Origin of the sequence: Pseudomonas sp. 50_B, from assembly GCF_017491625.1 — a bacterium.
In the GTDB taxonomy this organism is placed as follows: Bacteria; Pseudomonadota; Gammaproteobacteria; order Pseudomonadales; family Pseudomonadaceae; genus Aquipseudomonas; species Aquipseudomonas danubii.
The window spans coordinates 192,964-205,976 of the sequence record NZ_JAFGYX010000007.1 but is presented as its reverse complement, the minus strand read 5'-3'; the positions used below and the strand labels follow the sequence as shown (position 1 = coordinate 205,976).

General features: G+C 60.8%; 13 protein-coding genes. All 13 read left to right on the top strand.

All coding sequences use genetic code 11. The annotated features are described in order from the left end of the window. The first annotated feature begins 12 nt into the window (after positions 1–12). Positions 13–474 (top strand): flagellar motor switch protein FliN, encoded by a 462-nt coding sequence (gene fliN, locus J5M73_RS12655; RefSeq protein ID WP_102864016.1) that lies wholly within the window; start codon positions 13–15, stop codon positions 472–474. Then, complete coding sequence (fliO, locus tag J5M73_RS12650; RefSeq protein ID WP_102864015.1) at positions 475–915, top strand: flagellar biosynthetic protein FliO; 441 nt, start codon at positions 475–477, stop codon at positions 913–915. It begins immediately after the preceding gene. Continuing rightward, positions 915–1,664 (top strand): flagellar type III secretion system pore protein FliP, encoded by a 750-nt coding sequence (gene fliP / locus J5M73_RS12645; protein ID WP_102864014.1) that lies wholly within the window; start codon positions 915–917, stop codon positions 1,662–1,664. The genes fliO and fliP overlap by 1 nt, the downstream gene beginning before the upstream one ends. Before the next feature lie 24 nt (positions 1,665–1,688). Further along, positions 1,689–1,958 (top strand): flagellar biosynthesis protein FliQ, encoded by a 270-nt coding sequence (fliQ, locus tag J5M73_RS12640; protein WP_102864013.1) that lies wholly within the window; start codon positions 1,689–1,691, stop codon positions 1,956–1,958. Positions 1,959–1,962: 4 nt separating this feature from the next. Beyond that, positions 1,963–2,745, top strand: a complete 783-nt coding sequence (gene fliR / locus J5M73_RS12635) for a flagellar biosynthetic protein FliR (RefSeq protein WP_102864012.1) — start codon at positions 1,963–1,965, stop codon at positions 2,743–2,745. Between the two features lie 3 nt (positions 2,746–2,748). Beyond that, entirely contained in the window at positions 2,749–3,924 is a 1,176-nt protein-coding gene (flhB, locus tag J5M73_RS12630; RefSeq protein WP_102864011.1) for a flagellar biosynthesis protein FlhB, read from the top strand. A gap of 282 nt (positions 3,925–4,206) precedes the next feature. Next, positions 4,207–6,336: a flagellar biosynthesis protein FlhA gene (flhA, locus tag J5M73_RS12625; RefSeq protein WP_102864010.1), complete on the top strand. Its 2,130-nt coding sequence runs from the start codon at positions 4,207–4,209 to the stop codon at positions 6,334–6,336. Between the two features lie 11 nt (positions 6,337–6,347). Continuing rightward, positions 6,348–7,670: a flagellar biosynthesis protein FlhF gene (gene flhF, locus J5M73_RS12620; RefSeq protein ID WP_102864009.1), complete on the top strand. Its 1,323-nt coding sequence runs from the start codon at positions 6,348–6,350 to the stop codon at positions 7,668–7,670. Positions 7,671–7,788: 118 nt separating this feature from the next. Beyond that, complete coding sequence (fleN, locus tag J5M73_RS12615) at positions 7,789–8,619, top strand: flagellar synthesis regulator FleN (protein ID WP_016963180.1); 831 nt, start codon at positions 7,789–7,791, stop codon at positions 8,617–8,619. Further along, positions 8,616–9,356: an RNA polymerase sigma factor FliA gene (gene fliA / locus J5M73_RS12610; RefSeq protein WP_011060003.1), complete on the top strand. Its 741-nt coding sequence runs from the start codon at positions 8,616–8,618 to the stop codon at positions 9,354–9,356. Before fleN ends, fliA begins: the two co-directional genes overlap by 4 nt. Before the next feature lie 165 nt (positions 9,357–9,521). After that, positions 9,522–9,893 carry a chemotaxis response regulator CheY gene (locus J5M73_RS12605; RefSeq protein WP_003183998.1) on the top strand — a complete coding sequence of 124 codons (372 nt, stop codon included), beginning with the start codon at positions 9,522–9,524 and terminating at the stop codon, positions 9,891–9,893. Positions 9,894–9,923: 30 nt separating this feature from the next. Next, positions 9,924–10,712, top strand: a complete 789-nt coding sequence (locus J5M73_RS12600; RefSeq protein ID WP_102864008.1) for a protein phosphatase CheZ — start codon at positions 9,924–9,926, stop codon at positions 10,710–10,712. A gap of 12 nt (positions 10,713–10,724) precedes the next feature. After that, entirely contained in the window at positions 10,725–12,998 is a 2,274-nt protein-coding gene (locus J5M73_RS12595) for a chemotaxis protein CheA (RefSeq protein ID WP_207815743.1), read from the top strand. The last annotated feature ends 15 nt before the right edge of the window (positions 12,999–13,013 follow it).

The window sequence follows — 13,013 nt, the reverse complement described above, 5'->3', positions numbered from 1 at the left end:
CGAGGACCCAAGATGGCTGACGAAATTAACTCCCAGGACGACCAGGCACTGGCCGATGAATGGGCTGCTGCACTGGAAGAAACCGGTGATGCCGGCCAGGCCGATATCGACGCCTTGCTGGCCGCCGATGCAGGCGCCGCATCCGGCTCCGGGCGTTTGCAGATGGAAGAGTTCGGCAGCATGCCCAAGAGCCATGAGCCGGTCACGCTAGACGGTCCCAACCTGGACGTGATTCTCGATATCCCGGTATCGATCTCCATGGAAGTGGGCAGCACCGACATCAACATCCGCAACCTGCTGCAGCTCAACCAGGGGTCGGTGATCGAGCTTGACCGCCTGGCGGGCGAGCCGCTGGATGTGCTGGTCAACGGCACCCTGATCGCCCATGGCGAGGTGGTGGTGGTCAACGAGAAGTTCGGTATTCGCCTGACTGACGTGATCAGCCCCAGCGAACGCATCAAGAAGCTGCGCTAAGTGAGCAAGCTGCTTGGCGTGGTCGTGCTCGGTTTGCCCCTGGGCGCCCTGGCTGCAGAGTCGGCGGCGACAGCTGCGGCTGCAGCCCCGGCAGTGGGCAGCGTCAGTGGGCAGTTGACCCAGCTGGTGCTGGGCCTGCTGCTGGTGATCGGGCTGATTTTCTTCCTCGCCTGGCTGCTGCGCCGGGTGCAGCAGGCCGGTCCCGCCGGGAAGGGGCAGGTGATCGAGTTGATCGGCTCCCGGGCCCTGGGGCCGCGCGATCGCCTGGTGCTGGTGCAAGTGGGCAGCGAGCAGATTCTGCTGGGCCTGACCCCGGGCACCATCACCCCGCTGCATGTACTCAAAGAACCGGTGCAGGTGCCCAGTGCCGAGCAGGCGACGCCCGAGTTTGCCCAGCGCCTGATGGAGCTGTTGGGCAAGGATCATAAGGATAAGAAGTAATGCCGTTGCGCATCATCTTGACGTTGGCACTGATGCTGGTGGCGCCGCTGGCGCTGGCGGCCGACCCGTTGTCGATCCCGGCGATTACCCTGGGCACCAATGCCGACGGTCAGCAGGAATACTCGGTCAGCCTGCAGATCCTGCTGATCATGACCGCGCTGAGTTTCATCCCGGCGTTCGTCATGCTGATGACCAGCTTCACCCGGATCATCATCGTTTTCTCGATCCTGCGTCAGGCCCTGGGTCTGCAGCAGACGCCGTCCAACCAGATCCTCACCGGCATGGCGCTGTTCCTCACCATGTTCATCATGGCTCCGGTGTTCGACCGGGTGAACCAGGATGCCTTGCAGCCTTACCTGGCGGAAAAACTCACGTCCCAGGAGGCGGTGGCCAAGGCCCAGGTGCCGATCAAGGACTTTATGCTGGCGCAGACTCGCAGCAGTGACCTGGAGTTGTTCATGCGCCTGTCCAAGCGCACCGACATTGCCAGCCCCGACCAGGCACCGCTGACCATCCTGGTGCCGGCGTTCGTCACCTCGGAGCTCAAGACAGCCTTCCAGATCGGCTTCATGATCTTTATCCCGTTCCTGATCATCGACCTGGTGGTGGCCAGTGTGCTGATGGCCATGGGCATGATGATGCTGTCGCCGCTGATCATTTCCTTGCCGTTCAAGATCATGCTGTTTGTTCTGGTGGATGGCTGGGCCCTGATCATCGGCACCTTGGCAGGCAGTTTCGGCGGTGTTTAAAACCTTGTTTGCGGGTGCTCGACAATGACTCCTGAAGTCGCGGTAGACCTGTTTCGCGAAGCCCTCTGGCTGACCACCCTGATGGTGGCAGTGCTGGTGGTGCCCAGCCTGCTGGTGGGCTTGATGGTGGCCATGTTCCAGGCGGCCACCCAGATCAACGAACAGACCCTGAGCTTTCTGCCGCGCTTGCTGGTGATGCTGGTGACCCTGATTGTCGCCGGTCCCTGGCTGGTGCAAACCTTCATGGAATACATCCGTCAGTTGTACGGCAGTATTCCTCAGCTGATCGGCTGAGCCGATGTCCCTGTTGGCGCTGACCGACACTCAGATCAGTACCTGGGTGGCGAGCTTCATGCTGCCGCTGTTCCGGGTCACTTCGCTGCTGATGGTGATGCCGATATTCGGTACCACTCTGGTGCCGCGTCGCGTGCGTTTGTATTTCGCCCTGGCGATTACCGTGGTCATAGTCCCCGGCCTGCCGCCCATGCCCGAAGTGCGTGCCTTGGATCTCAGCGGCCTGCTGCTGATTGCCGAGCAGATTCTGATCGGTGCGGTGCTGGGGTTTTCCCTGCAGCTGTTCTTCCAGTCCTTTGTGGTCGCCGGGCAGATCGTGGCGATCCAGATGGGCATGGGCTTCGCTTCCATGGTCGACCCTACCAACGGCGTCTCGGTGGCGGTGATCGGGCAGTTTTTCACCATGCTGGTGACCCTGCTGTTCCTGGCCATGAACGGCCATCTGGTGGTCTTTGAAGTCCTTACCGAAAGCTTCACCACCCTGCCAGTGGGCGGTGGCCTGATGGTCAACCACTACTGGGAGCTGGCGGGCAAGCTCGGTTGGGTCATGGGGGCTGCGCTGTTGCTGGTACTGCCGGCGATCACCGCGCTGCTGGTGGTCAACATCGCCTTTGGCGTGATGACCCGAGCCGCCCCGCAATTGAATATCTTCTCCATCGGCTTTCCCCTGACGCTGGTGCTCGGCATGGGCATTGTCTGGGTCAGCCTGGCTGACATTCTCAATCAGTATCAACCGCTGGCCTCCGAGGCCCTGCAGTTTTTACGCGAACTGGCAAAGGCGCGTTGAGCCATGGCAGAAAGCGAGAGCGGTCAGGACAAGACAGAAGACCCCACGGAGAAACGCAAGAAGGACTCCCGGGAAAAGGGTGAGATTGCCCGTTCCAAGGAGCTCAATACCCTGGCCGTCATGTTGGCAGGGGCGGGCGGTCTGCTGGTGTATGGCGGTGGTCTGGCCCAGGACCTGCTGGAAATCATGCGTCTGAATTTCTCCTTGCCCCGGGAGGTGCTGCTCAGCCCGGGAGCCATGGGGCAGTACCTGCTGCACTCGGGCAAGATCGCCATCCTGGCGGTGCAGCCGGTGCTGCTGACCTTGCTGCTGGCGGCCATCATCGGGCCGATTTCCCTCGGGGGCTGGTTGTTCGCGGGCAAGAGTCTGGCGCCCAAGTTCAGTCGAATGAATCCGGCGAGTGGTCTTAAGCGGATGTTTTCCACCAATGCGTTGATCGAGCTGCTCAAGGCCCTGGCCAAATTCGGCCTGGTGCTGTTCGTGGCGCTTTCGGTGCTGTCGGCGGACATTGATGATCTGCTGCGCATTGCCCACGAACCGCTTGAACTGGCGATCATCCACAGCGTCCAGGTGGTGGGCTGGAGCACGTTGTGGATGGCGTGCGGGCTGATCCTGATCGCAGCGGTGGATGTGCCGGTGCAGATTTACCAGGCCCATAAGAAGTTGTTGATGACCAAGCAGGAGGTGCGTGACGAGCACAAGGACCAGGAAGGTCGTCCTGAGGTCAAGCAGCGGATTCGCCAGACCCAGCGCGAGATGTCTCAGCGGCGGATGATGGCGGCAATCCCCGAGGCTGACGTGGTGATCACCAACCCGACTCACTACGCCGTTGCCCTCAAGTATGACGCCGAGAAGGGTGGGGCTCCGGTGTTGCTGGCCAAGGGCAGCGATTTCTTGGCCCTGAAAATCCGCGAGATTGCCGTGGCCCATGAAGTGATGCTGCTGGAGTCGCCGGCTTTGGCGCGTTCCATCTATTACTCCACTGAGCTTGAAGAAGAAATCCCTGCGGGCCTGTACCTGGCGGTGGCGCAGGTCCTGGCCTACGTCTATCAGATCCGCCAGCACCGCGCGGGCAAGGGCAAGCGTCCGGACCCGCTCAAGGACTTGCCGATTCCGGCAGATCTGCGGCGCGACACTGGCGGCAAGCAATCCTCGGGCGGCCCCATCGAGCCCCTGTAGCTGTAGGTATGCAGGGCCTGGCTTGCCAATGAGTGCGTCCTGCTTTCGTCAGAAAAATGGCTAATTGCCATTATTTCGCCTTGTAACCTTGTTTCTTGCAGCTGACCCAGGGCGCTTCGCTAGTCGGCAATGGTGGTCCCGCGATCTTGTTCGCCGGTAGCCCGGTTCTTCCTGGTCAAGGGCGGGATTGCGCCGCTTTGGCAAAGTTGGAAGGCTTCTTGCAGTAGCAGCCCCGAGCCGCTTCAGGCGTCAAAAGTTTGCTTTACGGAACGGGGTAAATCGGTGGATCGCTCTCAGTTAATCAACACGGCTCGCAGTAACCTGGTTGACCTCGGTCGAGGCAACCTGGGTGTACCTGTGCTGCTGTTGGTCATGCTGGCCATGATGATGCTGCCAGTACCGGCGTTCCTGCTGGATGTGTTCTTCACCTTCAACATCGCCCTGTCGATCGTAGTCCTGCTGGTCTGTGTGTACGCCCTGCGGCCACTGGATTTCGCGGTGTTCCCCACCATTCTGCTGGTAGCCACCTTGTTGCGGTTGGCACTCAACGTGGCCTCGACCCGGGTGGTGATGCTCCACGGTCAGGAAGGCCATGCCGCCGCCGGTAAGGTGATCCAGGCCTTCGGTGAGGTGGTGATCGGCGGTAACTATGTCGTGGGTATCGTGGTCTTCGCGATCCTCATGATCATCAACTTCGTGGTGGTGACCAAGGGTGCCGGACGGATTTCCGAGGTGAGCGCGCGCTTCACCCTGGATGCCATGCCCGGCAAACAGATGGCCATCGACGCCGACCTCAACGCCGGCTTGATCGATCAGAATCAGGCCAAGCTGCGCCGTCTGGAAGTGGCCCAGGAGGCCGAGTTCTACGGCTCCATGGACGGTGCCAGCAAGTTCGTTCGCGGCGACGCCATCGCCGGCCTGCTGATCCTCTTCATCAACCTGATCGGCGGCATGGCGGTCGGTATCTTCCAGCACAACATGACCTTTGCCGACGCCGGCAAGGTCTATGCCTTGCTGACCATCGGTGACGGTTTGGTGGCGCAGTTGCCATCGCTGCTGCTGTCCACCGCGGCCGCCATCATGGTGACTCGTGCTTCGGGCTCCGAAGATATGGGCAAGCAGATCAACCGGCAGATGTTCGCTTCGCCCAAGGCGCTGGCAGTGGCTGCGGGCCTGATGGCGGTGATGGGGCTGGTGCCGGGCATGCCGCACTTCTCCTTCCTCAGTCTGGCGGCAGTGGCCGGTGGTGCGGCTTATCTGCTCTGGAGAAAGCAGAACCTGGTCAAGGTCAAGGCTCAGGAAGAAGTCCAGCGTCAGCAAGACTTGCTGCCTTCTCCGGCTCGGGCCATGGAGACCAAGGAGCTGGGTTGGGACGATGTGACTCCGATCGACATGATCGGCCTGGAAGTTGGCTATCGCCTGATTCCTTTGGTGGATCGCAACCAGGGCGGGCAACTGCTGGCGCGGATCAAGGGTGTGCGCAAGAAGCTGTCCCAGGACCTGGGCTTCCTTATGCCCACTGTGCATATCCGTGACAACCTGGACCTGGCCCCCAGTGCCTATCGCCTGACCCTGATGGGGGTGATCCTGGCGGAGGCCGAGATCTATCCGGATCGCGAACTGGCGATCAACCCCGGGCAGGTCTACGGCACCCTCAACGGTATCTCGGCCCGTGACCCGGCCTTTGGCCTGGAGGCGGTGTGGATCGAAATCAGCCAGCGGCCTCAGGCGCAGTCCCTGGGCTACACCGTGGTGGACGCCAGTACCGTGGTCGCCACCCACTTGAACCAGATTCTGTACAAGCACTCCAGCGAGCTGATTGGTCACGAGGAGGTGCAGCAGCTGCTGCAAGTGCTGGCCAAGAGTTCGCCGAAGCTGGCGGAGGAGTTGGTGCCGGGTGTGCTGTCGTTGTCGCAGTTGCTCAAGGTGTTGCAGGCGCTGCTGGCTGAACAGGTGCCGGTACGGGACATCCGCAGCATTGCCGAGGCGATCGCCAACAATGCCGCCAAGAGTCAAGATACTGCCGCTTTGGTTGCCGCGGTTCGGGTCGGCTTGTCTCGCGCCATCGTCCAAAGCATTGTAGGTACTGAGTCTGAGCTGCCTGTGATTACCTTGGAGCCAAGGTTGGAACAAATTTTGCTCAGCAGTTTGCAGAAGGCAGGACAAGGCCAGGAAGAAGGCGTTCTGCTGGAGCCAAGCATGGCTGAAAAGCTGCAACGTTCGCTGATCGAAGCGGCGCAGCGTCAAGAGATGCAAGGTCAACCGGTGATTCTGTTGGTAGCGGGTCCGGTCCGCGCCATGCTCTCGCGGTTCGGGCGTCTCGCCGTTCCCGGGTTGCATGTGCTGGCGTACCAGGAAATTCCCGACAACAAGCAAGTGACCATCGTTGCGACAGTAGGGCCCAACGGCTGAGGTAGTGGGTTATGCAAGTTAAGCGTTTTTTCGCCGCCGATATGCGTCAGGCCATGAAACTGGTTCGTGATGAGTTGGGCGCTGAAGCCGCCATCATCGGCAACCGGCGGATTGCCGGGGGCGTCGAGTTGACGGCTGCCCTGGATTACAAGTTGTCAGCCTTGTCGCCGCGGGTTCCGAACATGGAACTTGAAGACGAGTTGCGCAAGACCCAGTCGCGTATCGTCACCGCCCAGGCCGAACTGAGCCTGCGGGGCGAGGGCGACAGTGCCTCGATCACCAATCGCCAGTTGTTCGCCGGTCTGCCGTTGACTGCCGCCGAGCCGCTGATCGAGCCGACCCTGACCGAGCGTCCGCGTCCGGCCCCGGCTCCTGTTGCTCCGGCGCCCGATAACCGGGCCTTGGACTCCATGCGTTTCGAACTCAACGGTCTGCGTGAGCTGCTGGAAGTGCAGTTGGGCTCCCTGGCCTGGAGCCAGTTGCAGGGCAGCCGCCCTGAGCAGGCCAACCTCTGGCGTCGCCTGCAGCGCATCGGCCTGTCCGGCCCGCTGGCGCGCGACCTGCTGGCACTGATCAGCGAAATCGACGAGCCCCGCCAGGCCTGGCGCATGTTGCTGGCGCACCTGGCGCGGATGATCCAGACCCCGGAAGTCGAGCCGCTCGAAGAGGGGGGCGTGATTGCCATGGTCGGCCCTGCCGGCATGGGCAAGACCACCACCCTGGCCAAGCTGGCAGCGCGCTATGTACTCAAGTACGGCGCACAGAACATTGCTCTGGTGAGCATGGACAGCTTCCGTATTGGCGCCCAGGAGCAGCTCAAGACCCTGGGGCGCATCCTTAATGTGTCGGTGACCCATGTCGATCCTGGTCAGTCCCTGGCTCAAGCCCTGGACCCGCTGCTGCGCAAGCGCGTGGTGTTGATCGACACCGCCGGCCTGCAAGCCAGCGACCCGGCGTTGCGCATGCAACTGGAAAGCCTGGCCGGTCGTGGGATTCGGGCGAAGAATTACCTGGTGCTGGCCACCACCAGCCAGAAGCAGGTGCTGACGGCTGCCTACCACAGCTACAAGCGCTGCGGTCTGGCCGGTTGCATCCTCACGAAACTGGATGAAACAGCTAGTCTTGGCGAGGTCTTGAGCCTGGCCATCAGTCACGAATTGCCAGTGGCCTATCTCACCGATGGCCCACGGATTCCCGACGATTTGCATCTGCCTCGCCGCCACCAGTTGGTGAGTCGTGCTGTCAGTGTGCAGATGCAGGAAGAACCCAGCGAAGAAGCCATGGCCGACATGTTCGCTGACCTCTATCACAGCCCGACCAAGCGGGTCGGCTGAGGTAGACATGAATAGATTGCAGTGTATCTACATCGATGGTCTGCCATGCATTGTTCCAATGGTGAACGCGCAGCCAGTTATGTGGCCCCGTCTAAGTAAGACAAGGTAAAGAAAGAACATGGGCAGCATGCATCCCGTACAGGTGATTGCGGTGACCGGCGGCAAAGGTGGCGTCGGCAAGACTAATGTGTCAGTGAACTTGTCCCTGGCTCTGGCTGAGCTCGGTCGGCGGGTCTTGCTGCTGGACGCCGATCTGGGACTGGCCAACGTCGATGTCCTACTGGGTCTGACCCCCAAACGCACCCTGGCGGATGTCATTGAAGGGCGCTGTGAGCTGCGCGACGTGCTGCTCCAGGGGCCTGGCGGCATTCGCATCGTTCCGGCCGCCTCGGGCACCCAAAGCATGGTGCACCTGAGTCCTGCCCAGCATGCGGGCCTGATCCAGGCCTTCAGCGACATCGGTGACAATCTCGATGTGCTGGTGATTGACACTGCTGCGGGCATTGGTGACTCGGTAGTCAGTTTCGTCCGCGCAGCCCAGGAAGTGTTGCTGGTGGTCTGCGACGAACCGACCTCCATCACCGACGCCTACGCGCTGATCAAGTTGCTCAACCGCGATTACGGCATGAACCGTTTCCGGGTCTTGGCCAACATGGCCCAGAGTCCTCAGGAAGGGCGCAACCTGTTTGCAAAATTGACCAAGGTCACGGATCGTTTCCTGGACGTGGCCTTACAATACGTCGGCGCAGTTCCCTACGACGAAAGCGTACGCAAGGCCGTGCAAAAGCAGCGTGCGGTCTATGAAGCCTTTCCTCGTTCGAAGTGTGCATTGGCGTTCAAGGCCATCGCGCAAAAAGTCGATACCTGGCCGTTGCCGGCGAACCCACGCGGGCATCTGGAGTTTTTTGTCGAGCGCCTAGTGCATCAAACAGCGGGACCGGTGCTATGACTGCCAGCGGCTACAACCTCTACAAGAAGTCGGCACGTGACAGCCAATACGAATTGATCGAGCGCTATGCGCCACTGGTCAAGCGTATTGCCTATCACCTGCTGGCGCGGTTGCCGGCCAGTGTTCAGGTGGAAGACCTGATACAGGCCGGAATGATCGGTTTGCTCGAAGTGTCGACCAAGTACGACGCGAGCAAGGGGGCGAGTTTCGAAACCTACGCGGGTATCCGTATCCGAGGGGCGATGCTTGACGAGGTTCGCAAAGGCGATTGGGCACCGCGTTCGGTGCACCGTAATACGCGCATGGTCAGTGATGCCATTCGCGCAATTGAAGCTAAAACCGGTCGCGATGCTAAAGATCACGAAGTTGCGGCCGAACTTCAATTGAGTCTCGACGATTATTACGGGATTTTGAACGACACCTTGGGCAGCCGCCTGTTCAGTTTCGACGATCTGTTGCAGGACGGCGAACATGAAGGGCTGCATGAGGATGGCGCCAGTGCTCATCTCGAGCCGTCACGGGACCTGGAGGATGAACGCTTCCAGGCTGCGTTGGCGGATGCGATTGCCAATTTGCCGGAGCGCGAGCGACTGGTGTTGGCGCTGTACTACGACGAAGAGCTGAACCTCAAGGAAATCGGTGAGGTCCTGGGGGTCAGCGAGTCGCGGGTCAGCCAGTTACACAGCCAGTGCGCAGCCCGCTTGCGGGGGCGTTTGGGGGAGTGGCGAGCGCGCTGACAGGCAGTGTGGGGACACTGCGATCAGGACCGGTGAAGCAAGCGCTGCACCGGTCTTGCAGTATGTGCTCCATGCAGTCGTTGTGTGTTATGCCGAATTGATTGAATGGCGCGTTCAGGTGCTGGATGCGTTTAAGACTGCTTGGAGGTCGAATTGGACAAGAACATGAAAATCCTCATCGTTGATGACTTTTCAACGATGCGGCGGATCATAAAAAACCTGTTGCGTGATCTGGGTTTCACCAACACGGTCGAGGCCGACGATGGCACTACTGCCATTCCGGTACTCAACAGCGGGAGCATCGACTTTCTGGTAACGGACTGGAACATGCCGGGCATGACCGGTATCGACCTGCTGCGCCACGTGCGGGCCGATGAAAAACTCAAGCACCTGCCGGTATTGATGGTGACTGCTGAAGCCAAGCGCGAGCAGATCATCGAAGCGGCCCAGGCCGGCGTAAACGGCTATGTCGTCAAACCATTCACGGCTCAGGCGTTGAAAGAGAAGATCGAAAAGATCTTCGAACGCATCGGTTGATGTACGTAGCCATTCCGCCACGGGGGAGCTATGGAGCATAACGAATCTTCACTGGGCGACTTTGAGTCGACCCTGAAAAAACATGCGCTGGAACTGGTCGAAAGCCTTGAAAAGGGCAGGTTTGGCGAAGCGGTGCAATTGATCCATGAGCTCAATCAGACCCGTGACCGCGGCCTGTATCAGGAAGTGGGCAAGCTCACCCGCGAGCTGCATAGCGCGATCGTCAATTTCCAGATTGACCCGCACATGCCGCAAGCCGAGGAAGTTTCACAGATCACGGATGCCACTGAGCGCCTGTCCTATGTGGTCCGGCTCACGGAAGCCGCCGCCAACCGCACCATGGATCTGGTGGAGATCAGCACTCCGTTGGTCAATGGCCTGAGCACTGAAGCCCAGGCCTTGAGCGCAGACTGGGGGCGCTTTATGCGGCGCGAGGTCGGCGCTGAAGAGTTTCGCGAACTGGCACGCCGGGTCGACAGTTTCCTGACGCGTAGCGAGCAGGAAACCCGCACCGTCTCGGGCCACCTCAACGACATTCTGCTGGCGCAGGATTACCAGGACCTGACCGGTCAGGTGATCAAGCGTGTGACCCAGTTGGTCACGGAAGTCGAGAGCAATCTGCTCAAACTCGTCTTGATGGCCAGTCAGGTCGATCGTTTCGCTGGCATCGAACATGACCGTGAATCGATCCTCGCTGAAAAAGATCCGCAAAAACATCTCGCCAAGGGTGAAGGTCCGCAGATTCATGCCGATAAACGGGAAGACGTTATGTCCGGTCAGGACGATGTAGACGATTTGCTTTCCAGCCTTGGATTCTAGGAGCACCCATTAATGAGCTTCGGCGCCGATGAAGAGATCCTTCAGGATTTCCTGGTTGAGGCCGGCGAGATTCTAGAGCAACTGTCCGAACAACTGGTCGAGCTGGAAAGCCGGCCAGATGATGCGGACTTGCTCAATGCAATTTTTCGCGGTTTTCACACTGTTAAAGGGGGCGCCGGCTTCCTCCAGCTCAATGAGCTGGTGGAGTGCTGCCACATCGCCGAGAACGTCTTCGACATCCTGCGCAAGGGTGAGCGACGGGTCGATTCGGAGCTGATGGACGTGGTGCTCGAGGCGCTGGACGCGGTGAACGGCATGTTCAGCCAGGTCCGTGAGCGCACCGAAATCACTGCCGCGACACCTGAGCTGCTGGCCGCCTTGGCGCGCCTCGCTGAGCCTGCCGGTGCCGAACCTGCAGCGCCGGCGGTCGAAGAAGTGGCCGAAGTCGCTGTCGAGCCTGAGCCCGAGGCTGAGGCCCCATCAGGGGATATCACCGATAACGAATTCGAACTCTTGCTCGACTCGCTGAATGCCGCCAAGGCCGACGCCGAGGCTGCGCCTGCTGCCGCACCGGTGGTCGAGGGTGAGCCTGCCAGCGACGAGATCACCGATGCCGAGTTTGAGTCCCTGCTGGACCAACTGCATGGCAAGGGGCAGTTCGCACCCGATGCTGTAGCTCCCGCAGCGCCTCCTGCTGCCGCTGGTGCTGCCGCGGCTGGCGACGAAATCACCGATGACGAATTCGAAGCCCTGCTGGACCAGTTGCATGGCAAGGGCAACTTTGCCGTGGACGCACTGGAGTCAGCAGTGGCCGCGGTGCCTGCCGCGCCGGCGCCAAGCGCCGCCGCAGCCGGTAGCGACCTGATCACCGATCACGAATTCGAATCCCTGCTCGATGAGCTGCACGGCAAGGGCAAGTTCTCTGAGGCTCCGGGTGCGGCCAAACCGGCAGCGGCTGTTGCTGCGGCACCGGCTGCTGCAACCAGCACCGCCGTCGCCAAGCCCGTGGCGAAGAAGCCCGAAGCCAAGGCCGAGGCGGCAAAACCGGCAGCGGCTGCAGCGCCGGCATCGGCTCGTGCCGCAGCGGCGCCACCAGCGGAAAAGCCTGCCAGCGAAGCAGAAACCACGGTGCGGGTCGATACTGCGCGCCTGGACGAAATCATGAACATGGTGGGCGAGCTGGTGCTGGTGCGTAACCGTCTGGTGCGCCTGGGGCTCAACAGCGGCGACGAAGCCATGTCCAAGGCCGTGTCGAACCTGGACGTGGTGACCGCCGACCTGCAGACCGCGGTGATGAAGACCCGCATGCAGCCGATCAAGAAGGTGTTCGGGCGCTTCCCGCGTCTGGTTCGCGACCTGGCCCGACAGCTCAAGAAAGAGATCAACCTGGAGCTGGTGGGGGAAGAAACCGACCTCGACAAGAACCTGGTCGAGGCCCTGGCCGATCCGCTGGTGCACTTGGTGCGCAACGCGGTGGACCATGGCATCGAGTCGCCGGAAGAGCGCGAAGCCTCGGGCAAGGCCCGTGGCGGCAAAGTGGTGCTGGCGGCGGAGCAGGAAGGTGACCACATCCTCCTGTCGATTTCCGACGACGGCAAGGGCATGGACCCCAACGTTCTGCGAGCCATTGCCGTCAAGCGCGGCGTGATGGACAAGGACGCGGCCGACCGCCTGAGCGACACCGAGTGCTACAACCTGATCTTCGCCCCGGGCTTCTCCACCAAGACCGAGATCTCCGACGTCTCCGGCCGTGGCGTGGGCATGGACGTGGTGAAGACCAAGATTTCCCAGCTCAATGGCTCGATCAACATCTACTCGACCAAGGGCCAGGGTTCGAAGATCGTCATCAAGGTGCCGTTGACCCTGGCGATCATGCCGACCCTGATGGTGATGCTGGGCAACCAGGCGTTCGCCTTCCCGCTGGTCAACGTCAACGAAATCTTCCATCTCGACCTGTCCCGCACCAATGTGGTGGATGGCCAGGAAGTGGTGATCGTGCGTGACAAGGCATTGCCCCTGTTCTACCTCAAGCGCTGGCTGGTCAGTTCCGCGGCTCATGAAGAGCAGCGTGAAGGCCACGTAGTGATCCTTTCGGTGGGCACCCAGCGGATCGGTTTTGTCGTCGATCAACTGGTAGGCCAGGAAGAAGTGGTCATCAAGCCCTTGGGCAAAATGCTTCAGGGAACCCCGGGCATGTCCGGCGCCACCATTACCGGTGACGGCCGCATCGCTCTGATTCTCGATGTTCCGAGCATGCTCAAGCGTTACGCCGCACGGCGTATTTGATTCGGCGGGGAGGGG